At 64.6% G+C, this 21,351-nt stretch carries 22 protein-coding genes; 9 read left to right on the top strand and 13 right to left on the bottom strand.

Translation table 11 applies throughout. From position 1 onward, the window contains the following. Positions 1 to 6: 6 nt before the first annotated feature. The 3 genes from NKJ93_RS05695 to NKJ93_RS05685 are packed head-to-tail and all read right to left on the bottom strand — an operon-like array spanning position 7 to position 3,706. Positions 7 to 1,551: a sugar ABC transporter ATP-binding protein gene (locus tag NKJ93_RS05695; RefSeq protein WP_352494077.1), complete on the bottom strand. Its 1,545-nt coding sequence runs from the start codon at positions 1,549 to 1,551 to the stop codon at positions 7 to 9. Then, positions 1,548 to 2,927 carry an FGGY-family carbohydrate kinase gene (locus NKJ93_RS05690; protein WP_352588085.1) on the bottom strand — a complete coding sequence of 460 codons (1,380 nt, stop codon included), beginning with the start codon at positions 2,925 to 2,927 and terminating at the stop codon, positions 1,548 to 1,550. Before NKJ93_RS05690 ends, NKJ93_RS05695 begins: the two co-directional genes overlap by 4 nt. After that, positions 2,924 to 3,706, bottom strand: a complete 783-nt coding sequence (locus NKJ93_RS05685) for a DeoR/GlpR family DNA-binding transcription regulator (protein ID WP_023721392.1) — start codon at positions 3,704 to 3,706, stop codon at positions 2,924 to 2,926. Before NKJ93_RS05685 ends, NKJ93_RS05690 begins: the two co-directional genes overlap by 4 nt. 229 nt (positions 3,707 to 3,935) lie before the next feature. Between NKJ93_RS05685 and NKJ93_RS05680 the strand changes: the two genes are divergently transcribed. From NKJ93_RS05680 to NKJ93_RS05670, 3 genes are read left to right on the top strand one after another with little or no spacing between them, the layout of a single operon-like run. After that, positions 3,936 to 4,979 carry a class II aldolase/adducin family protein gene (locus NKJ93_RS05680; protein WP_352588082.1) on the top strand — a complete coding sequence of 348 codons (1,044 nt, stop codon included), beginning with the start codon at positions 3,936 to 3,938 and terminating at the stop codon, positions 4,977 to 4,979. Position 4,980: 1 nt separating this feature from the next. Beyond that, entirely contained in the window at positions 4,981 to 6,282 is a 1,302-nt protein-coding gene (locus NKJ93_RS05675; protein ID WP_352588079.1) for an FGGY-family carbohydrate kinase, read from the top strand. Then, positions 6,279 to 7,130 carry a TIGR01459 family HAD-type hydrolase gene (locus tag NKJ93_RS05670; protein WP_352481023.1) on the top strand — a complete coding sequence of 284 codons (852 nt, stop codon included), beginning with the start codon at positions 6,279 to 6,281 and terminating at the stop codon, positions 7,128 to 7,130. Before NKJ93_RS05675 ends, NKJ93_RS05670 begins: the two co-directional genes overlap by 4 nt. A 156-nt stretch (positions 7,131 to 7,286) precedes the next feature. Here the strand turns inward: NKJ93_RS05670 and NKJ93_RS05665 are convergent, their stop codons facing one another. The 3 genes from NKJ93_RS05665 to NKJ93_RS05655 form a co-directional block, all read right to left on the bottom strand. After that, the gene (locus tag NKJ93_RS05665) at positions 7,287 to 8,093 is read right to left on the bottom strand and encodes an exodeoxyribonuclease III (protein ID WP_352588076.1); all 807 of its coding nucleotides are present in this window, start codon (positions 8,091 to 8,093) and stop codon (positions 7,287 to 7,289) included. Between the two features lie 384 nt (positions 8,094 to 8,477). Beyond that, a complete protein-coding gene (locus tag NKJ93_RS05660) occupies positions 8,478 to 9,161 on the bottom strand; it encodes an outer membrane lipoprotein carrier protein LolA (RefSeq protein ID WP_352481025.1) in 684 nt (227 codons plus the stop codon). Positions 9,162 to 9,294: 133 nt separating this feature from the next. Next, complete coding sequence (locus tag NKJ93_RS05655; RefSeq protein WP_352588073.1) at positions 9,295 to 11,955, bottom strand: FtsK/SpoIIIE family DNA translocase; 2,661 nt, start codon at positions 11,953 to 11,955, stop codon at positions 9,295 to 9,297. A gap of 136 nt (positions 11,956 to 12,091) precedes the next feature. On the opposite strand from NKJ93_RS05655, the gene NKJ93_RS05650 reads away from it, so the two are divergent. Then, positions 12,092 to 12,241 carry a hypothetical protein gene (locus tag NKJ93_RS05650; protein WP_352588070.1) on the top strand — a complete coding sequence of 50 codons (150 nt, stop codon included), beginning with the start codon at positions 12,092 to 12,094 and terminating at the stop codon, positions 12,239 to 12,241. A gap of 130 nt (positions 12,242 to 12,371) precedes the next feature. On the opposite strand, the gene NKJ93_RS05645 is transcribed toward NKJ93_RS05650, so the two are convergent. From NKJ93_RS05645 to tesB, 3 genes are all read right to left on the bottom strand, one after another. Next, positions 12,372 to 13,793 carry an ammonium transporter gene (locus NKJ93_RS05645; RefSeq protein WP_352481028.1) on the bottom strand — a complete coding sequence of 474 codons (1,422 nt, stop codon included), beginning with the start codon at positions 13,791 to 13,793 and terminating at the stop codon, positions 12,372 to 12,374. Between the two features lie 31 nt (positions 13,794 to 13,824). Then, a complete protein-coding gene (locus NKJ93_RS05640) occupies positions 13,825 to 14,163 on the bottom strand; it encodes a P-II family nitrogen regulator (RefSeq protein WP_023679755.1) in 339 nt (112 codons plus the stop codon). A 219-nt stretch (positions 14,164 to 14,382) separates the two neighbouring features. Further along, positions 14,383 to 15,258, bottom strand: a complete 876-nt coding sequence (gene tesB / locus NKJ93_RS05635; RefSeq protein WP_023722686.1) for an acyl-CoA thioesterase II — start codon at positions 15,256 to 15,258, stop codon at positions 14,383 to 14,385. Between the two features lie 100 nt (positions 15,259 to 15,358). Between tesB and NKJ93_RS05630 the strand changes: the two genes are divergently transcribed. Then, entirely contained in the window at positions 15,359 to 16,603 is a 1,245-nt protein-coding gene (locus tag NKJ93_RS05630; protein WP_352588407.1) for a ubiquinone biosynthesis hydroxylase, read from the top strand. Positions 16,604 to 16,790: 187 nt separating this feature from the next. Here NKJ93_RS05630 and NKJ93_RS05625 read toward each other — a convergent pair whose 3' ends face one another. The 3 genes from NKJ93_RS05625 to NKJ93_RS05615 form a co-directional block, all read right to left on the bottom strand. Next, positions 16,791 to 17,318 carry a hypothetical protein gene (locus NKJ93_RS05625; protein WP_023722688.1) on the bottom strand — a complete coding sequence of 176 codons (528 nt, stop codon included), beginning with the start codon at positions 17,316 to 17,318 and terminating at the stop codon, positions 16,791 to 16,793. Between the two features lie 117 nt (positions 17,319 to 17,435). Continuing rightward, positions 17,436 to 17,792, bottom strand: a complete 357-nt coding sequence (locus NKJ93_RS05620) for a YciI family protein (RefSeq protein ID WP_352588067.1) — start codon at positions 17,790 to 17,792, stop codon at positions 17,436 to 17,438. 2 nt (positions 17,793 to 17,794) lie between these two features. Then, complete coding sequence (locus NKJ93_RS05615) at positions 17,795 to 18,157, bottom strand: hypothetical protein (protein ID WP_352588064.1); 363 nt, start codon at positions 18,155 to 18,157, stop codon at positions 17,795 to 17,797. Between the two features lie 112 nt (positions 18,158 to 18,269). Here NKJ93_RS05615 and NKJ93_RS05610 point away from each other — a divergent pair, with 112 nt between their 5' ends. After that, on the top strand, positions 18,270 to 18,695 hold the full coding sequence (locus tag NKJ93_RS05610; protein WP_352588061.1) for an OsmC family protein: 426 nt from the start codon (positions 18,270 to 18,272) through the stop codon (positions 18,693 to 18,695). A 455-nt stretch (positions 18,696 to 19,150) separates the two neighbouring features. Here NKJ93_RS05610 and NKJ93_RS05605 read toward each other — a convergent pair whose 3' ends face one another. Beyond that, positions 19,151 to 20,110 carry a helix-turn-helix transcriptional regulator gene (locus tag NKJ93_RS05605; RefSeq protein ID WP_352588058.1) on the bottom strand — a complete coding sequence of 320 codons (960 nt, stop codon included), beginning with the start codon at positions 20,108 to 20,110 and terminating at the stop codon, positions 19,151 to 19,153. A gap of 180 nt (positions 20,111 to 20,290) precedes the next feature. On the opposite strand from NKJ93_RS05605, the gene NKJ93_RS05600 reads away from it, so the two are divergent. From NKJ93_RS05600 to NKJ93_RS05590, 3 genes are all read left to right on the top strand, one after another. Beyond that, positions 20,291 to 20,443: a hypothetical protein gene (locus NKJ93_RS05600; RefSeq protein WP_352588055.1), complete on the top strand. Its 153-nt coding sequence runs from the start codon at positions 20,291 to 20,293 to the stop codon at positions 20,441 to 20,443. Next, a complete protein-coding gene (locus NKJ93_RS05595; protein WP_352481033.1) occupies positions 20,440 to 20,793 on the top strand; it encodes a hypothetical protein in 354 nt (117 codons plus the stop codon). Before NKJ93_RS05600 ends, NKJ93_RS05595 begins: the two co-directional genes overlap by 4 nt. 151 nt (positions 20,794 to 20,944) lie before the next feature. Further along, positions 20,945 to 21,343, top strand: coding sequence for a hypothetical protein (locus tag NKJ93_RS05590; RefSeq protein ID WP_352588052.1), 399 nt, complete (start codon positions 20,945 to 20,947; stop codon positions 21,341 to 21,343). Positions 21,344 to 21,351: the final 8 nt, after the last annotated feature.

The raw sequence follows: 21,351 nt of genomic DNA, 5'->3' as shown, positions 1-21,351 counted from the left end.
TGTCGGTCATCGCTGAGCCGCTCCCGTTGCAAGTTCCATGATCGCTTCCTGCCGCAGTGGCTCGCCCTCCGACGCCGTTACCTCGCCGGCAATGGTGCCGTCGCGCATCACCAGCACGCGGTCGGCGATGCCGATCACCTCCGGCAGTTCGCTGGAGATCATCAGGATGGCGATGCCTTTCTTGGCCAGATTGTCGATCAGCCGGTAGATTTCCGACTTCGCCCCGACGTCGACGCCGCGGGTCGGCTCATCGAGGATGACGACCTGCGGCTCTGTTTCCAGCAGGCGGGCGAGCAGCACCTTCTGCTGGTTGCCACCCGACAGCGAGCCGGCATTGGCCTGCACCGAGCTGGTGCGGATCGAGAGGTCTGACACCGCCTTGGCGGCGCGCCTTTCGGCGGCCGTGAAGTCGCGCAGACCGCCGGCCTTCGCGTCCCTTGCCAGCACGCCCATGCTGATGTTGTCGGAGATCGACATGTCGAGGAACAGGCCAAGTTGCTTGCGGTCCTCGGTCAGGTAGGCGATGCCGGCATCCAGCGCCTCGCTTGGCGAACCGATGGATATCGGTTTGCCGCCGAGCTCCAGCGTGCCCGATATGTGCCTGTCGGCGCCGAAGATCAGCCGTGCCAGTTCGGTGCGGCCCGAGCCGACCAGGCCTGCCAGTGCCAGCACCTCGCCTTTGTGGAGGTCGAAGGAGCAATTCTTTATGAGATTGCCGTCCGACATGCCGCGCACCGACAGCGCGACGGCGCGCTTGCTGTCCGGCGGGCGGTGATCCTTCTTGTAGAACGTCGACAGATCGCGCCCGACCATCATCGATACCAGGCGTGAGGCGTTCAGATCGGCGCGGTCGAGCGTGCCGACATAGCCGCTGTCGCGTAGCACGCTGACGCGGTCGGCGAGCTGGTAGACCTCTTCCATGCGGTGGCTGATGTAGATGATGGCAATACCTTGCGACTTCAGCGTCGCGATCACCTCGAACAGCCGGTCGGTCTCACGCGAGGTCAGCGACGTGGTCGGCTCGTCCATGACGATGATGCGCGCATTGGTCGACAGCGCGCGGGCGATTTCGACCAACTGGCGTTCGCCGAGCGACAGGCTGGTGACCGGGGTGCGCGCCGAAAAAGTCACGCCGAGCCGCGCGATGATGTCGCTGGCGCGCCGGTTACACTGCTCGCGATCGACGATGCCGAACCGTCGCGGCTCGTTGCCGAGGAAAATGTTCTGCGCCACCGACAGATTGGGCGCCAGCGACAGCTCCTGGTAGATGACCGCAATGCCGGCGGCGCGTGCCTTGATCGGGTCGCCGGTGGCGGCCGGCATGCCGTCGATCAGGATCTCGCCGCCGGGATCCGGCCGGTAGGCGCCGGACAGCACTTTCATCAGCGTCGACTTGCCGGCACCGTTCTCGCCCATCAGCGCGTGCAGCTCGCCGGCATGGACGGTCAGCGACACATCGTGCAGGGCGCGGATCGGGCCGAATGTCTTCGAGATGTGGCGCATCTCCAGCACCGGCTGGCGCACCGTCTCGATCCGGGCGATGGCGCTCATCGCGCACCTCCCGCAGCTGCTCTGGGGGCACCCCGATCGGCGGCAAGGCCGCGCCAGTCGTTGCGGTAGCCGGCAAGGCCGCTGAAGCTTGCCGCATGCACCGCCTCCGGCGCCTCGGTGGCAAACTCGCGTCCGACGCTTTCGAAGGCAAGTGCTGCGGCACCGGTGGCGCTGCCCTCCAGCGTTGCGCCCTGCAGGAAGGCCTGCCCGGGACGCACTTGCGCCAGCAGCGCGGCAAGCAGCCCGCCATTGTTCAGGCCGCCGTCGACGATGACGGTATTATCGGAATGGATCAGCTCGAGGCACAAATCGACCATCAGCGCGACATAGAGCAGCGCCATGGCCGCGCGTTCGTCGGCGTTGGGCGTGCGCCCGACCAGTTCGCCGCGCCGGTGTGCCATCGGGCCGCCGGGCGCGAAGCTCGGCAGCGCCATAATGCCGGCGTCGATCACCCGCTGTATCGATGACGGCGCGATGGCGCCCTGCCAGCCGGCGCTGATCGTCGCGAATTCGCGGCCGCCCATGAAGCGGATGGTTGGCACCGGGCCGCCATCGACATCGACGTTGACCAGCATGTCGCGCTCGCCGTCGAGTGCGTCGAGAGGACAGTCCGGGTTGAGAACGACGACCCAGGTGCCGGTCGAGACCACGGTCACCGGCCCGAGCTGCTGCCGGCGGTAGGCATGGAGCGCGGCATTGCTGTCGTGGACGCCATTATGGATGGCGACCGGCTTCGCGGCTCGGCCGAAGCGCTGCTCGCCGATCACCGCGCCGGCACGCTCGAAGGCGGGCATCTGGCCGCGCCAGCCCTCGGCATCGACCAGCGAGCTGAAATCGCGTTTGCGCGGCGCCCATAAATGCGAGTGGCAGCCGAGATAGGACACTTCCGATACCGGCCGGCCACCAAGGCGCCAGCTCCAGTATTGGGGGTAGCCGAGGATCGATTTCGCTGCGGCGAAGGCACCGGGGTCCACCTCCTTCAGCCACAACATGTGGCGGCCGTAGTTGAAGCCAAGCGGCAGGCGCGGCGAAAAGGTCTCGGCAAAATCCGGAATGCGGCGATCGATTTGCGCGGCGATCTCGGCCGGCGGTTCCTGCTCGTAATCGAGGATCGGATGCGTCAGCGCGGCGTCGTTGACCAACGCGAAGGTGCAGCCATGGCCGGATACCATCAGCCCTTCCACGCCATGCGTGTCGACGGCGTCATCGATGGCGCGGGCCGCCCAGTCGTGCAGCGTTGCCTCGTCGAGCACGCTGAAGCCGTTTTTGCGGATCCAGCTCGGCTGGGTGCGGCGCTCGTCGAGGATGCGTCCGTCCTGGCCGAAGACGAACAGCTTCGAATTGGTCTTGCCGAAATCGAGGACGGCTACTTTCACTGGGCGCCTCCCGAGGAAGCGGCGATGCGCACCATGACGCCGGCATCTTCGAGCATGCGCGCGTCGGTGTCGGACAGGCCCTCATCGGTGACCAGCGTACCGATCCGCGACAGCGGCAGCGCCACGTTGCGGGCGTGGATCGACAGTTTGCGGCTGTCGGCCAGCACGACGATCTGGTCGGCGCAGAGGCTGAGCTCGACGATCGAGCGGACCAGCAGCGGGTGCGATTCCAGAAGGCCTTCCTGGCCGATGCCTTGCGCGCCGAGAAAGAACTTCGAGGCGTAGAACGGCACCGTCTGGGTCAGCGAATGGATGATACCCGGCTCGCGGTGCAGTTCGCCGCCGGCGACGGTCAGGCTGCAATGGCCGTGATCGCTGAGATAGGCCGCGAGCGGCATCGAGTTGGTGTAGAGCCGGATGTTGCGGTCGGCGAGCTTGACGCCGAGATGGAAGCAGGTCGAACCGCCATGCACGATGACCGCGTCGCCGTCGCGCACCATGGTGGCGGCGAGAGCGGCGATCTGCCGCTTGGCCTCGACGGCGAGGTCGCGGTTCTCGTCATAGGGCCTGGCATAGGCGACGCCGACTTGCGAAGCGCCATCGAGCGCCGAGATGCCGCCATAGACCTTGCGCGCTTCGCCGGCCTCGTCGATCTTGTCGATGTCGCGCCGCACCGTCGCCGCCGACACGCCAAGCCGCTCCTGCAGCTCGCGCACCGATGCGAAAGGCCGGTCTCGCAAAAGCTCGACAATCTGGCGCTGGCGGCCGGAGTCGCTCAACCCTTACCTCCCAATGCGCTTGCCTCCCAAGCCATTTTGCACGGCATTGCCATTTTGCACGGCAATTGGTGCAACTTACTCAACGGGCCTCGGATTGCAAGCGTGATTTGACGCGATAACATCACTGTTGACGTAACTTACTCGCATCTGCGATACCAGCGTCGGTCTTAGTCCCGGCAACGGGCCGTCCAAAGCCGTGGCCACGCGGCCGGTTTGTAGAGGAATTTCGATGACGATCAGTGCGGATGCGCAGGAATTGGCAGCGCTGCGGTCGCTTTCGGCCGTCATCGGCAGCGACCCGCATCTGACCCAGGCCGCCGGCGGCAATACCTCGCTGAAAGCCGGCGACACGCTCTGGATCAAGGCCTCCGGTACCTGGCTGAAGGACGCGCTTACCGCAGACATCATGGTGCCGGTCAGCATCCCGCCATTGCTTGAAGCCATCGAACGGCGCGACCCGGCCGCCGAACAGCCGCAGGCCTTCGCCATCGGCGCCCTCAATCCACGCGGCTTGCGTCCGTCGATCGAGACCACGGTGCATGCGCTGATGCCGCAGCGCATCGTTCTGCATGTCCACTGCGTCGAGACCATTTCGCTGGCAGTGCAGGCCGATTGCGAGGCCGAGATCGCCAGGCGGCTCGATGGCCACCAATGGGCGTATGTTCCTTATCGCCGGCCGGGGCTGCCGCTCGCCCAGGGCATCGCCGAGCGCTTGCGGCCAGGCGTAGACATCCTGATCCTCGGCAATCACGGCCTGGTCGTTGCAGCCGAGACCGTCGCCGCGGCCGACATGCTGCTACGCCGCGTAACCCGGCTCTTGGCGCGGCCGCCGCGCCAGGTGGCTGAGCCGGACATTGCCGCGCTGACGGCGCTCGCCGGCGGCAGCGGCTACAGACTGCCGGCCGACGTCGAGGCGCATGCGGTGGCGATCGACCCCGAATGCTGCCGCATGGCGGCAGGGGGCAGCCTCTACCCCGACCACGTCATCTTTCTCGGCGAGGGTTCGGTCGTGGCGAGACCGGACGAGGATGTGAAGCGCGTGATCGAGCGCTGCGGCGCCGCACCCGTGGCGATCCTGTTTCCCGGCCTTGGCGTGCTGATGCGCGGCGACGCCGGCGCCGGCGCCGACGCCATGCAGCGCTGCCTCGCCGACGTCACGGCGCGGGTCGATGTCGCTGCGAAGCTGAATTATCTGACAGCGGCGGAGAATGACGAACTGATCAACTGGGACGCCGAAAAATATCGCCAGAAACTCAATGCCGGAGGCAGCTGACATGCCGCGTTCGTCAAGTCCGCTATCAACTGGCCCGCTTGCCATCGGCATCGACATCGGCACATCCGGCGCGCGCGCCGTCGCAATGCGCCCGGACTTTTCCATCGCCGCGCATTCCGCAATTGCCCTTGAGCGATTTGGGCTGAACGGCCGCGACCCCGCCGTATGGTGGGAGGCGGTCGGCGCGACGTTGGCGGAAGTGCTCAAATGTATCGATCGCGCGGCAGTGCTCTCGATCGCCGTCGACGGTACGTCGGGCACGCTGCTGCCGGTCGACGGCTCCGGGCGGCCGCTGGCCGAACCGCTGATGTACAACGACAAGGTCGCCGACGACATTATTCTGACTGCAATAGCCGGCGCGGCACCGGCAACGAGCGCTGCACTTGGGGCGACGTCCGGTCTCGCCAAGGCGCTGTCTTTCCAGCACCTGCCCGGCGTCGCCACTGTGCTGCACCAGGCCGACTGGATCGCCGGACAGTTTTCCGGCCGCTTCGATGTCAGTGACGAGAACAACGCGCTGAAAACCGGCTACGACGTCGAGGCCCGGCGCTGGCCGGACTGGATCGCGGCGACCGGCATGCGCATGGAATTCCTGCCCCGAATCGTGCGGCCGGGCGATGTCACGGGCACGCTCACCGCCAGCGCTGCGAAAATGTTCGGCCTGCCGCGCGACGTGGTTGTCGTCGCCGGCACCACCGATGGATGCGCGTCGTTCCTGGCGACCGGTGCGACTGCCGCGGGCGCCGGCGTCACCGCGCTCGGCTCATCGCTGACCATCAAGATCCTCTCCGACCGGCCGATCTCGGCGCCGCAATTCGGCATCTACAGCCATAGGCTGGGAAACACCTACCTGGCGGGCGGTGCCTCGAACTCCGGCGGCAAGGTGCTGGCCCAGCATTTCCCCGTCGCCCGCATTGTCGAACTCAGCAAAAAGATCGACCCGGCGACAGAGACCGGCCTCGATTATTACCCGCTGCCGGCGCCGGGCGAACGCTTCCCCATAGCCGATCCGGCGCTGCCGCCCCGCCTCGAGCCGCGGCCCGCCGACGACGCCGATTATCTGAAAGCGATGTTCGAGGGTGTTGCGGCGATCGAAGCGCTCGGCTATCGCCGGCTTGCCGAACTCGGCGCACCCCGGCTTACATCGGTCAGGAGCGTCGGCGGCGGTGCGGCCAATCCGGCCTGGACGGCGATCCGGCAGCGCAAGCTTGGCGTCGCTCTCGTGCCGGCTCTTTCGGAGGAGGCCGCCGCCGGCACGGCGCGGCTGGCGCTGATGGGCGCAGGCGCAGCGGGGCTTTTATGACGGCCAAGATAATTCAGCACCTCGACGGCATCGCCGCGCTGGCCGAGCGCTATCAGGTGTTCCTGCTCGACCAATTTGGTGTGCTGCACGACGGCACCAGCGCCTATCCAGGCGCTATCGAAGCCTTGTCGGCACTCAAGCGCGCCGGCAAGACCATCGTGCTGATCTCGAATTCCGGCAAGCGGGCGCAACCCAATGAGCGCCGCCTGCTGAAGCTCGGCTTCGCACCGGGAAGCTGGGACCATTTTGTCTCCTCCGGCGAGGTGGCGTGGCGCTCCTTCCACGAAATGGCGGCATCGGGGACCCTGCGCCCGCAGACAAAATGCCTGCTGATCAGCCGCGATAATGACCGTTCGGCTGTCGACGGCCTGCCCTTCGTCCTGGCCAAGGACGGCGACGATGCAGAACTGGTACTGATTTCCGCCAGCGAGGGCGATCGCTACGACCTCGACCATTATCGCCGGCTTCTCGGTCCGGCGGCGAAGCGCCAGGTGCCGTGCTTCTGCACCAACCCCGACAAGATCATGCTGACTGCCGTCGGGCCTTGCTTCGGCGCTGGCCGGCTGGCCGATCTCTATGAGAACCTCGGCGGCAGCGTCACCCGCATCGGCAAGCCCTATCCGCAGATATTCGAGGCAGCGCTGGCGCTGGCGGGCAACCCGGAGCGCGGCAACGCGGTCTGCGTCGGCGACAGCGTCGAGCACGACATCGCCGGCGGCAACGGCGTCGGCGTCGCGACGACGCTGGTCCTGTCCGGCATATTGGCGGGGGCGCCTGACCTGGAGGACGTTTTCGCCACGCTGAACGCCCGCCCCGACTATATCGCGGATGCCTTCAGGTTTCGGTGAGGGGGAAGAGGGCCAGGATGTGTTGAGATCCAGGTCACGCCGGGCCGAAAATCACGGGTTCCGAGAACCGGAGCGGAGCGTACTTTTTGTACGTGAGCACCGGAAGCGCAGGAAGCCGCCATTTGCAGGCCGGCATCACCTGAATCTCAGCACATCCTAGTCCAGATCGAAGCGCGCTATCACCGGCACATGGTCGGAGGGCCGCTCCCAGCCGCGCGCCGGCCGCAGGATTTCATAGCCGGCAAACTGCGGCACCAGGTTTGGCGACGACCAGATATGGTCGAGGCGGCGGCCGCGATTTGACGCCTGCCAATCCTGTGCACGATAGCTCCACCAGGTGTAGAGCTTCTCCTCGTAAGGCACATTGAGCCGCATCAGGTCGACCCAGTCGCCGGCGAGCCGCATCGCTTCGAAATTTTCCGTCTCGACCGGCGTATGGCTGACGACGTTGAGCAGCTGCTTGTGCGACCAGACATCGTGCTCGAGCGGCGCGATGTTAAGATCGCCGACCAGGATCGAGCCGGAAACCTCGTCATGCTCGGCGCGGACGGCGTTCATCTCGGCAACAAAATCGAGCTTGTGCTTGAACTTCCGGTTGACGGCCGGGTCGGGCTCGTCGCCGCCGGCCGGCACGTAGAAATTGTGCAGCAGGATCGCCTTGCCGCCAGCCTTGACGGTGACCGACAGATGCCGGCTGTCGTCGATCTCGCAGAAGCGGCGCTTTTCGACCACCTCGATCGGCCGCCGTGCCACCGTCGCAACGCCGTGGTAGCCCTTCTGGCCATGGAAGGCGATGTGCTCGTAGCCAAGCTTGCGGAACGCCTTCTCCGGAAACAATTCGTCAGGAACCTTGGTTTCCTGCAGGCAGAGCACGTCCGGCGCCTGCTCGACCAGCAGACGCTCGACGATCGGCATGCGCAGCCGGACGGAGTTGATGTTCCAGGTAGCGACGGAAAACGGCACGTGGGGTTCCGGACAACGCAAGATCCGCCGGATGGCCCGACGGAAGTCAATCGCGGAAACTACTGCCAGCCGCGCACCGCAAAAACAAGCCGGCCGCGCCTTGGGGGCGCGGCCCATGACTTTCCAGAAATATCAATACAGGAACCAAGCCCAAGGTGTGCTGAGATTCAGGTCAGGCCGAGTCGGAGTCGAAGACGGGCGCGAAGCGACCAGAATGGTGGATTCCGAGAACCGGAGCGGAGCGTACTTTTGGGTACGTGAGCACCGGCCTACGCCGGCCGTAGCCTTAACTGCCACGACCGCTCATGAGTGCTTTGGCCGGCGAAGGCCGGAAGCGCAGGAAACCGCCGTTGCAGGCCGGCATCACCTGAATATCGACACACCTTAGCGCGACTTGGTGTTCAGTTCCCGGTTGGCCGTATAGTCGATGGCAAAGGTGTCGGGCGCGAAACTGACGCCCTCCTTGGTGTTGAAGATCATCACCGTCGTGTCCTTGCCTTGCGCATCGGTGATGGTCCACTGCCGCAATTCATAGGATTTCGGATCAAACATCATGGTGATCTTCGAATTGCCGAACACCGATTTGTCGGCAAGCTGGATGGTGGTGAGATCGTTTTCTTCCTTAACGCTTCTGACGCGTCCGCCCGACAGATCGATCTTGTCGTCGAGCAGCAGCTTCAGCGGTGTCTTCGACAGCGGGTAGAGGTCGGAGGTCCGCAGCTTCTTGTTGAGGATGACCACCGACTTGCCGTCGGAAATCACCCTGAAATTCGAGGCGCCGTCATAGTTGAAGCGGATCTTGCCCGGCCGTTCCAGAAAGAACTTGCCGCCGGTCTGCTCGCCCTTTGGCCCGAACTGCACGAACTCGCCGCTCATCGATTTGACCGAGGAGAAATGATCGGCGATCTTCTGCGCCGTCGCCGGAACCGCTGCTTGCGCCGACGCCAGCAGCTGGAAGCCGGGCACGACGTTGACGGCCGCGGCACCGGCCAGGACCAGACCGAGGCCGAGCACCTGTCGGCGGGTTGGGGCGAAATCCCTGCTCGGGGCGAAAGATGCGTTTTTCATGCCGGTCACCATCATCTGATTGCTTGCTCGTTATATTGGTCTGGCCCCCCAGTTGGGCTTAAGTTTGGCGGGCGCGCAGCGCTCATCCGTTGCAACGCGCCGAGAGGTTCAAAGTTGCCGGCGCGGATGCGCTCTAGAACTTGTCGTCCTCCGTCGGCACCAGGATTTCGCGTTTTCCGGCATGGTTGGCCGGGCCGACAATGCCTTCCTTCTCCATCTTCTCGATGATCGAGGCGGCGCGGTTGTAGCCGATGCCGAGCCGGCGCTGGATGTAGCTGGTCGAGGCCTTACCGTCGCGCAGCACCACCGCGACCGCCTGGTCGTAGGGATCGTCGGAATCCTCGAAATTACCGCCATCGCCACTGCCGCCATTGCCTTTGCCCGACGGCTCATCATCATCCTTGTCGTCATCCTCGGTGATGGCGTCGAGATATTCCGGCACGCCTTGCAATTTCAGATGCGCGACGATCCTCTCCACCTCGTCGTCGGAAACGAAGGGACCGTGCACGCGCTGGATGCGGCCGCCGCCGGCCATGTAGAGCATATCGCCCATGCCGAGCAGCTGTTCGGCGCCCTGCTCGCCCAGGATGGTGCGGCTGTCGATCTTCGATGTCACCTGGAAGGAGATGCGGGTCGGGAAGTTGGCCTTGATGGTGCCGGTGATGACGTCGACCGACGGCCGCTGCGTTGCCATGATGACATGGATGCCGGCGGCGCGCGCCATCTGCGCCAGGCGCTGCACTGCGCCTTCGATGTCCTTGCCGGCGACCATCATCAGATCGGCCATCTCGTCGATGATGACGACGATGTAGGGCATCGGCTCGAGGTCGAGGTTCTCGGTCTCGTAGATCGCCTCGCCGGTCTGGCGGTCGAAGCCGGTCTGCACGGTGCGCGAGATCCTTTCGCCTTTTTTCTCGGCCTGCTGCACGCGCGCGTTGAAACCGTCGATGTTGCGGACGCCGACCTTCGACATTTTGCGGTAGCGGTCCTCCATCTCTCGCACGGTCCATTTCAGCGCCACCACCGCCTTCTTCGGATCGGTGACCACCGGCGTCAGAAGATGCGGGATGCCGTCATAGACCGAGAGTTCCAGCATTTTCGGATCGATCATGATCAGCCGGCAGTCCTGCGGCGTCAGCCGGTAGAGCAGCGACAGGATCATGGTGTTGATGGCGACGGACTTGCCCGAGCCGGTGGTGCCGGCGACCAGCACGTGCGGCATCTTGGCGATGTCGACGATGACCGCCTCGCCATTGATGGTCTTGCCCAGCGCCAGCGCCAGCTTGGCCTTGGTGGTCTCGAAATCGCGGCTGGCCATGATCTCGCGCAAATAGACGGTCTCGCGCCTGGCGTTCGGCAATTCGATGCCGATGGCGTTGCGGCCAGGCACCACGGCGACACGGCAGGCGATGGCGCTCATCGAGCGGGCGATGTCGTCGGACAGGCCGATCACCCGCGACGATTTGATGCCGGGCGCGGGTTCCAGCTCGTAAAGCGTGACGACCGGACCCGGGCGCACATGGATTATTTCGCCCTTGACGCCGAAATCCTCCAGCACGCCCTCGAGCAGGCGGGCGTTCTGCTCCAGCGCGTCCTTCGACAGGCTGGCGTCGCGCACCACGTTCTTCGGTTCCGACAGGAAATGCAGTGACGGCATCTCGAATTTTTCCGAGCCGATCAGCGAGGTCTGCGCCTCGCGCTGGACCCGGGCGCCGGGTGCCGGCCGCGGCGCCGGCGCCTCGACGCGTGTCGCCGCATCGGAACGGAAGTTCTGCACCTTCGCCGTCGGCGCGGCGCGGCGTTGGCCGGCCGGCTCGGGCGCGAAATCCATGTCGTCGTCATTGTCGTCGTTATCGAAGACATCGGCATCGTCGGGGTCGATCGAGGCACTGCGGTCGTTGACCATGGCGGCGAAGAATTCCGGCTCGACGCGGGCGCGCCCGCCCGGGCTCATCCGCGCCTCGGCGAACTCGGCCGATTCGACCCGTTCTGCCGCCCGCCGCCAGGCGCTGGCCCGCGGCTCCATCTCCGGCTCGAAATCGTCGCGCTCGCGCCGGCGCGCGGCGCGGCGACGCAGATAGGCCCGCAGCGACAGCCACCAATGGGTGATGGCGCCAAGCGCCAATATGCCTTCGTCGCCCTCGTCCTCTTCATTGTCGAAAAGCAGGTCGTCCTGCGGATCGGCAGCAGTGGGCTGATCAAGCACGGCAAAGCCGTTCTTGCGTGAAATCAGCGCCGAACCATACAGAAACAGCCCCAGCGCCGGTGCTGCAAGGAGCACGGCAAGCACGCTGGCGACGAGGCCGGTCGGATAGCCGCCGATGACCAGGCCGGGAATGTTGAGCACCATGTCGCCAAAGACGCCGCCGAGGCCGGTCGGCAGCGGCCAGGTCTTGGGCGGCACCACGCAGCCGGCAATTGCCGCGCCAAGCAGCGAAAACCCGAACCAGGCCAGCGCCCGTTTCGGCAGCCGGTCGACGCCGCGCGCGGTAAACAGCAGAAATCCCCAGATCACCGCCGGCACCAGCGCCGCAACGGCGGCGAGTCCGAAGAACTGCATGGCAATGTCGGAAAAGACGGCGCCGGCATAACCCATTGCATTGGTGACGATATTATCGGTGGCGTGCGAGAAGCTCGGATCGGCGACGTTCCAGGTGGCAAGGGCGGCGACGCCGAAGCCAACCAGAGCAAACAGCCCGGCACCGACCAGCCGCCCGACCTGGCGCCTCGCGAACGCCCGGATGCCGTGCCCCGTATCGGCCAGCGCAAGCGGTGCTGAAGCCCCTGAACGCATGCTCTTCCTCGTCTGTCGTTGCCCGGCCGGGCGCGGACGCGCAACACGGCAGATTCGGCTGTCAGACTAGCGGCGGGAAGGTTAAGGGCGCATTAACCATGGGCAGCCTGCGTCTGCGGAACGGGCGCAGGATGTCATGCCTGACTTCCTGTTCAAACGCGGCGGTGATCCTGCGACAGGCATTGGCAACCACGCTGACTCGGCGAAAATGGCGGGCACGCTGGAGCCGCGGCGGCAGATGTTTCACGCCGCCGACGGATCGAGCACCTTGATCAAGCGATCGTGATCGAGCCGTCACGGCCATCCGCGCACAAAAAGAGGCCCGGAAGATTTCCGGGCCTCAAGGCGTGAGCCCTTGCGGGAGCATCACGACGGGATGGGACGTCGCGAGGCGGCCGAGGCCGCCCCGGACGAGCTTACGGGTGATAGGCCACTTCGCCGTGCGAGGTGAGATCGAGCCCCTCGCGCTCTGCATCGGCTGTCGGACGCAGGCCGACGATCAGGTCGACGATCTTGTAGAGGATCGCGCTGCCGATACCCGACCACAGGATTGTCACCAGCACACCTTTGAACTGCGACATCAGCTGGGTGGCCGTGCCGGCATAGCCGGCGGCGAAGTCGGCTGTCGAGTAATCGACGATGCCGGCGCCACCGAGAGCGGGATTGACCAGGATACCGGTGCCGAGCGCGCCGATGATGCCGCCGATGCAGTGGATGCCGAAAACATCCAGGCTGTCGTCGTAGCCGAACTTGTTCTTCACCACCGAGACGAAGAAGTAGCAGACGCAAGTGGCGACGAGACCGAGCACGATGGCGCCCATCGGTCCGGCAAAGCCGGCGGCAGGTGTCACGGCGACGAGGCCGGTGACAGCACCCGAAACGGCGCCAAGCATGGATGCTTTGCCGCGCAGCAGCGTTTCAAGCACGATCCAGGTCACTGCCGCCGCCGCCGTGGCGACAAACGTATTGACCATGGCCAGCACGGCATAGGCGTTCGCTTCCAGGTTCGAACCGGCATTGAAGCCGAACCAGCCGACCCACAGCAGCGAGGCGCCGACCATGGTCAGCGTCATCGAGTGCGGCGCCATGACGTCCTTCTGGTAGCCGATACGCTTGCCGATCATCAGCGCGCCGACAAGGCCGGCAATGCCCGCATTGATGTGAACGACGGTGCCGCCGGCGAAGTCGATGGCGCCGAAGCCGAAGATGAGACCCGACGGATCGCTATAAGCGCTCGGGCCGCCCCAGAACCACACCATGTGAGCGATCGGGAAGTATACGAAGGTGACCCAGAGGATGGTGAAAAGGATCACGGCGGAGAACTTGATGCGTTCGGCGAAGGCGCCGACGATCAGGGCAGGCGTGATGCAGGCGAAGGTCATCTGGAAGAGGACGAACACCAGTTCGGGAATGGCCACGCCCTTGGTGAAGGTTTCGGACACCGTCGTCACGTCGACGCCGGCCAGAAACATCTTGGAAAGGCCACCGACGAAGGCGTTGCCGGGGGTGAAGGCCAGGCTGTAGCCGTAGAAAACCCAGACGATCATGACCACGCTGGTGATGGTGAAGACCTGCATCAGCACCGACAGCATATTCTTGGCGCGAACCAGGCCACCGTAGAAAAGGGCAAGGCCGGGAATGGTCATCAGCAGCACCAGAATGGTGGAGATCATCATCCACGTCGTGTCGCCCTTGTCGACGGTGAATGCCGGCGCCGCTGCCGGTGCTGCCGGAGCCGCTTCCTGAGCGAACGCAGCAACCGTGCCCAGTGCAGCGAGAGCGAGCGAACCCAAAACGGCCGCGCGTCCCGTTATCTTCAAGGTGGAAGGAATATTCATTGAACTCTCCATTGGAATACGTGTCCGCGGCTCAAAGCGCGTCGGTGTCTGTTTCGCCGGTGCGAATGCGCACCGCCTGGTCGATGCCGAAAACGAAGATCTTGCCGTCGCCGATCTGGCCGGTCTTGGCCGCCGCGGTGATGGCTTCGACGGCCTTGTCGACCATGTCGACGGCGACCGCGACTTCGATCTTGATCTTCGGCAGGAAGCTGACCGCGTATTCCGCTCCGCGATAGATTTCCGTGTGCCCCTTCTGACGTCCGTAGCCTTTTACTTCGGTGACGGTCAGGCCTTGGATGCCGACTGCGGTGAGCGCCTCGCGCACCTCGTCGAGCTTGAACGGCTTTATGATTGCCATCACGATCTTCATAAGGTTTCACCCTTTGCTGTTGCGGGTCCCCGCGTTTGCACGACTTCGCCGATCCCCATGAGAGCCGGAGAGTGCCCGCTAGGATTCAAGCTCCGTGCCAATTGCCGAAGCAGGGTGTTAAGCTGTTGTTAAACAAGGAAATCGGGAAGGTTTGTCGGCTGCCTGTTCACAGTCGCGGCAATGCAACTGATTAAAAAATAGGCAAATTTAAAAAAATGCCTACTCCGCAGGCGGCCGCTTCAGCCGGATGAGTCCTTCTTGGGCAACCGAGGCGATCAACGTGCCGTCGCGGGCAAACAGCGAGCCGCGGGTAAAGCCACGCGATCCTTGCGTTGACGGGCTGTCCTGCGTGTACAGCATCCAGTCGTCGAGCGGATGGCTGCGATGGAACCACATGGCGTGGTCGAGGCTCGCTGCCTGGATGTCGCGATCGAAAATGGCGCGGCCATGGGCAAAGGTCGAGGTGTCGAGCAGCGTCATGTCGGAGAGGTAAGCGAGCACGGCCGCCTGCGTGGCGCGGTCGGCCGGCACCGGGCCGGTGGTGCGGATCCAGATGTTCTGCTTCGGCTCGAGCTTTTCCCGGCTGGTGTAATGCTTCAGCATCACCGGCTTCATCTCGATCGGCCGGTCGCGCTCCCAATAGCGCTTGATGCCATCGGGCACGGCTTCGCCGAACTTGCCCAGCAATTCGCGCTGCGACAGCAATGTGTCGGGCGCCGGCACGTCCTGCGGCATCGGCACCTGATGTTCCAGGCCGACCTCATCCTGCTGGAATGAGGCTTCCAGCGAAAAGATCGCCTGGCCGTGCTGGATCGCGACGACGCGGCGCGTGGTGAAGGAGCCGCCGTCACGGATGCGGTCGACCTCGTAGATGATCGGCACCTTGGTGTCGCCCGGTCGCATGAAATAGCCATGCAGCGAGTGCACATGGCGCTCGGCCTCGACCGTTCGCTGCGCGGCGACAAGCGCCTGGGCGATGGTCTGGCCGCCGAAGATGCGCTGCCAGTCGAGCTTGGGGCTGCGACCGCGATACAGGTTGTGTTCCAGCTGCTCGAGGTCGAGAATGCCGAGAAGCTCGTCCATGGCTGCCGTCATCTTGACCTCGCCGCAAAATTACCATGGCGGTTTCCGACAGGAACAGCGGGCAGTCAAGGGCGGAATGCCCGGCGACAGTCAGGCTGCGAAAGGAATTGCCATGGTGGACAGCAAAAATTCGCTCGACGTTCTGGTCGCCGGCGCCGGCTATATCGGCCTGGCCGCCGCCGTGTCGCTGAAGCAGGCGCGGCCGAGCCTCGCCGTTGCCGTCGTCGACGCAGCACCCGCCGGCGTCTGGCAGAAGGACGGCCGCGCCTCGGCGATTGCAGCCGCCGCGTGCCGCATGCTCGACCAGCTCGGCGTCTGGAACGAGATCGCGCCGGAGGCGCAGGCGATCACCGAAATGATCGTCACCGATTCGCGCACAACGGATCCGGTCCGTCCGGTGTTCCTCACCTTCGACGGCGAGGTCGCGCCCGGCGAACCCTTTGCGCATATGGTCGCCAACAAGGATTTGAACGGCGCCTTGCGCCGGCGCGCCGAACAGCTCGGCATCGGCATCATCGAGGGCGTCGCCGTCAGCGCCTTCGATACCAACGGCGCCGGCATCACCGTGCATCTTGCCGATGGCGCGACGCTTAAGGCGCGGCTGCTGGTCGCCGCCGACGGCGTCAACTCGAAGCTGCGCGACATGGCCGGCATCAAAACGGTGAAATGGGAGTATGGCCAGTCCGGCATCGTCTGCACGGTGGCGCATGAGCGGCCGCACAACGGCCGCGCCGAAGAGCATTTTCTTCCGGCCGGCCCCTTTGCCACGCTGCCACTCAAGCCGGGCAAGGACGGCACCAACCGTTCGTCGATCGTCTGGGTCGAACGGTCGCAGGATGCCGAAAAGCTGGTCGCGGGCGACACCCTGGTCCTGGAGTATGAGCTCGAGCACCGCTTTGGCCTCAAGCTCGGCGAAATCCATATCGCCGACAAGCCCCGCGCCTGGCCGCTCGGGCTGACCATTGCGCGCGCCTTCGTCGCGCCGCGCATCGCCTTGGCCGGCGACGCCGCCCACGGCATCCACCCGATCGCCGGCCAGGGCCTCAATCTGGGCTTCAAGGACGTGGCGGCACTTGCTGAGGTGGTGGTCGAGGCCGACCGGCTCGGCCGGGACATCGGCGCGCTCGACGTGCTTGAGCGCTACCAGCAATGGCGGCGCTTCGACACGGTGCAGATGGGCATCACCACCGATGTGCTGAACCGGCTGTTTTCCAACGATTTCGGCCCGCTGCGTACGTTGCGCGACGTCGGTCTTGGCCTTGTCGAACGCATGCCGCGGCTGAAGGGGTTCTTCATCCGCCAGGCGTCGGGTCTGTCCGGCGACACGCCGAAGCTGTTGAAGGGCGAGGCGATCTGATCCATCTCACAGACATGCCAGGATGTGTTGAGATTCAGGTCAGGCCGAGCCGGAGTCGAAGACGGGGCGCGAAGCGACCAACAGTGGCTTCCGAGAACCGGAGCGGAGCGTGCGTTTGGGTACGTGAGAATAGGAAGCGCAGGAAGCCACCCTTTGCAGGCCGGCATCACCTGAATATCAGCACACCCTAATTGACCTCGAAACCGAGCTTCTGGCGCAGCCGGAGCATGCGCTGGTCGGAAATCTGCTGGCTTTGCCCGCCGACTTCCGTGACACGGCTGACCATCTGTAGCAGATCGTTCCTTTCAGCCGCGTCGAGGCGTTCGCGCAGGAACGGTGCCAGCTTGTCGATGACGACCGTGGCATCGTCGATTTGCGAGGCCGCCCATTTGGCGTAGATCACCGCTTCATCGGTCTGCTTTTTGTCGGCAATCTCCGAGATCACCGATCGAATGGCAGCTTCGCGTTGCGGCAGCACCGGACCATGCTCGGAAACAATGGCGGTGATCAGCGTCGCCGCCGCCACGACCGGATCGTCGATCGCCGTCAACGGCGAGAGCGCCGCCTGCTTGCGCAGTTTCTTGCGGCGGACATTGCCCTGGACGCGGCCAACGACGTCGGCAACCTCACGCGCCGCGTCGTTCATGGTCTTCAGCCGGTACCACCAGAACGCCGCTGCCCCCAGCAGGCCGATTGCAGCAATCAATATATGCATGCCCAAGATCCCCAATCTCAGGCGACGATAAGAGAAGTGTCGTTTCGCTTCAACACGCAAAAGTTGCGTCAATTGAAGAAAACGAAAGCCTGCGCCAGTCGCCGGCCGCCGACATCTCTACGACCCCGGCACATTGTAGATCGCCCGCACCTCGATCGTGCCGATTTCTGCCAGCGGAATGCCGCCGGCGATCTCCAGCGCCTCGTCGAGGTCCCCGGCCTCGATCATGACGAAACCGAGCAACTGCTCCTTGGTCTCGGCGAAGGGGCCGTCCGTGACCAGCCGCTTGCCTTTGCGCTGGCGCACGGTCTTCGACGTCTGCACCGATTGCAGCGCCTGCGCGATGATCAGCCGGCCGCTTTGCGCCACCGACCTGTCATAGGCCAGCGAATCGGCGTCGAGCTTGGCCAGCCTCGCAGGCGTCATTGCGTAGAGATCTTTTTCTTCGCCGTAGACCAGGCAAACGTATTTCATCTTTACCTCCATTCCTGGGTTGAAGCGGCAGCCGAGGCTAGGGAAATCTCGGCCGGGCCTTTGCCCGCTGTATGATCGAGCCCCGCTGCATAATCCAGAAAGGACACCGCAATCCCGATAATGGCAATCGCCGCAAGCAGCCGGCCGAAGCCGGAAGGCGGCAGGCGCGACCAGTCGGCTTGTTGTTCACCGGCCCTGTGGCTGGTGTTTGTCCAGTGAGCAGAAAACAGATTGTTCATGTGATCCTCCATCCAGCCACCAATTCCATGGCCGCCCGCAGGACGGCCGGGACAGATGGAAGTCGACATTTTTGCACGCATATTTTTTTCGCGATTTTTTTCCCGAGCGATTTTTTGCGTGACCATGATGTGTCACGCTGCCGCCGATACGAAAGCGCGGGTGGCCTTCGCTCCAGCGCGCGCTATAGTCGACTGGATGCCGATCACGGGCTCAATCACGACAATCAAGGAGGAATTGATGGACCGCACCGCCAACGCCGTTTGGAAAGGCACTTTCAAGGAAGGCAAAGGCACGCTCGAAACCCAGAGCGGGACGCTGAAAGGTACGCCCTATTCTGCCAAGATGCGTTTTGAGGACGAGAGCGGCAAATCCGGCACCAACCCGGAAGAGCTGATCGCCGCCGCCCATGCCGGCTGCTACGCCATGCAGCTTTCGCATTTCCTCGCCGAGAACGGCACTCCGGCTGCCGAGCTCGACGCCAAGGCCGTGGTAACGCTGGTCCCCGGCACCGGCATCACCGGCAGCGCGATCACGCTGGTCGGCAAGGTGCCGGGCATCGATGCCGCCAAGTTCAAGGAACTGGCCGAAAAGGCCAAGGCCGAATGCCCAGTCTCGAAAGCGCTCGGCGCCATCAAAGTATCGCTCGACGCCAGTCTCGGGTGAGCCGTAAGCAAACCTGCATCGAACAGCCGGTCGATGATTGGCGACAGCATAGCGGCCATCCGATCTCCCTTGCGGGGGGCTGGCAGGATAGAGGGAAGATCGCGGCTTTATTCCAGCTTGGGTTGCTCGCCCCACGACAGTGGGGAGAGGTGTCTCGGCGAAGCCGAGACGGAGAGGGGAACCGCGCTCTATGAAGCCCCCTCTCCGGGCGGGGGGGGGGGCCCCGACCCCCCCCGCGCGGCGCCCCCAACCCCCCCCGGGGGGGGGGGGGGGGGGCCGCCCCCCCCCCCAGGGAGAGGGGAACCGCGCTCTATGAAGCCCCCTCTCCGGCCGCTTCGCGGCCACCTCTCCCCCGCTTCGCGGCCACCTCTCCCCCGCTTCGCGGTGGGGGAGGAACCCAGTCTTGAGAGTCGGGGGCCCCACGGGCTCCCATCATGCCCGGGCGTAACCCAATGTCAGTTCTTTAAGGCCGCAGCGCGCACGTCCGACGGCGTCGCGTCATAGCGCCGGCGGAACGCCCGGTTGAAATAGGAAAGGTCGTTGAAGCCGGCATCGAAGGCGATTGCCGTGATGCTGCGGTCGGCATGAGAAGGATCGCCCAGCATGCGATGCGCGCGCACTAGCCGCTGGCGCAGCATGAAGTCCGACAGCGACGTGCCTTCGCTCTCGAACAGTTTTCGCACATAGCGGGCGCAGAGATGGTGGCGGGCGGCGATGTCGTCGGCCGACAGCTCGCCGTGCCCGCCATGGGCGAGGATATCGGCCTTGATGGCGCGCAGTCGCGCCACCCGCACGCCGCGGCCACGCGCAATTTCGGCGGCATCCCTGGTCGCCCCCATGGCAAGCGCGGCAAGGTCGAAAATGTGAGTCGCGGCCAGCTGCCAGGTTTCCGGCGTCAGCGCATCGTCTGCATCCTGGATCGACTGGACATAGTCGAGCAGCAGCCGCATCGCCCCGCTCGTGGTCGGCAACGGCTGCATAAGCACCGAAGCCGGATCGCCGATCAGCGGCGAAAGCTGCCTCAGCGAGAAGCTCATATTGACGAAGCGCATGCCGCCGGGCTGGATGAGGTTGAGGCCGACCTCTTCGCCGCTCATCATCAGCGCCCGGCCGTTGCCGATCGGTTCCTCGCGGCCGCGATGCTTCATGACGCTCGCGCCATCGAGCGCCGCCAACAGGATGAGGTCGTCGCTGTCGATCAGCGGCATCGAGTGATGCGCCCGGAATTCCGAGGAAGTGCCGGTGGCAATGCCGAGGCCGGGCAGCGCACGCACTTTCATGTCGACACGCGTCGGTGCGAGCGGATCGAGCTCGACCTTGAGGACCGTGCGGCCGTAGACCTCGCGCATCACCTCGACGCGATCTTGCTCCGGAAACGCGTCCGTCATCAGCCTGAACGAGGTCGTCGCATTCATCGGCATCCCCCAGCCCGAGAGCGCGCTGATATGCGCCGAGCCCCCTGAAACGTCAATACAGGGCCGTTTAGGCCGTTTTTAGGGCCGTCTCGTCCAAGCCGGCTTGTCTCATCGGACGTAGTTTGCAGCCCGTTTCCAAAACCGGAAATCCATCGGCAATGACCACCACAAGGGGGTTCGATGTATCACCTGCAACTGCTCAGGACGCTGTCGGCGCTCGCCTCGGCGGGCTTCAATCCGCGCGTCTATCTCCTGTCGCTTGCGCTCGGAAAAACCGCCACCCATGATCGCGACCTAAAGCTGCCACCACGCATCGGGGAGCGTCAGCCATGAGCCTGCGATATGCCTTTTTGGCGGCGCCGATGCTGTGCCTTGGCCTTTCCGGCTGCGTCGGCCTCAATCCGATTTCCGCGGCTGTCGGCCTCGGCGGCATGGCGGCGGCAAACTCCATCGGCATGGCGCAATCGGGTGTCATCAGCCCGCAGGAGCAGGCGAAATATGCCGGCATGTCCTGTGCCGAGTTGCGGCAACAGGCCGCCGGCTACGAGGAGGCCAGGAACCATGGGCCTTCGCCGAAGAAATATGGCGGCATGGCACCGCCTGGCAAAACAGCGATCGTCAACAATGTCATAGCCACGCGGCTTGCCCATCTGCACAAGCTTATCGCGAGCAAGGGATGCTGACCGGCTCCTCACCCGCGCGCCTGGCGGTTTTTGTCACACTGGCGGGCCTGACCGGTTGCCTGGCCGTCGGCCCGGCCGATGCCGCCGGCCAAGGCAAGGGGCAGACAGCCCGTTCGCGCCAGGGCTCGATACCACCAGCACTTGTCGGCAAATGGGGTGCAAATGGGGCTTTGCAGTCGCCAGCGGCGATTATTGCACGACGCTCGGCCACTGTGCGCCGGGCAGCGGCGGCAGCATCTCCTTCACCTTCGGCGCCAACGGGCGCACGCAATATGCGCTGTTCGAATCCTCGCTGGTCGACGGCTGCGGCCAGATCCAGTCGCTGACGCTGAAGACGGGCACGACGACCGTGCACGGCTCGACGCTGGTCTTCACGCCTAAGGCCGGAACCTACAAATCCGTCAATGGCTGCCGGCCCGATCTGACCGGCACCTGGAAGTTCGGCGCCGGCGACCTGAAGCCGGTCTCGCTGAGCTGGCAGTTGAATGGCCGGCAGTTGCGGCTGGTCGATCCGGGAGGCGAGGCGAGCGGCGTCCACAGCAGGAGATGAGGTCGCGA

The sequence above is a fragment of the Mesorhizobium sp. M0028 genome, from assembly GCF_040323855.1.
Classification (GTDB): Bacteria; Pseudomonadota; Alphaproteobacteria; order Rhizobiales; family Rhizobiaceae; genus Mesorhizobium.
The sequence above is the reverse complement of the archived record's forward strand: the minus strand, read 5'-3'. Positions and strand labels throughout refer to the sequence as shown.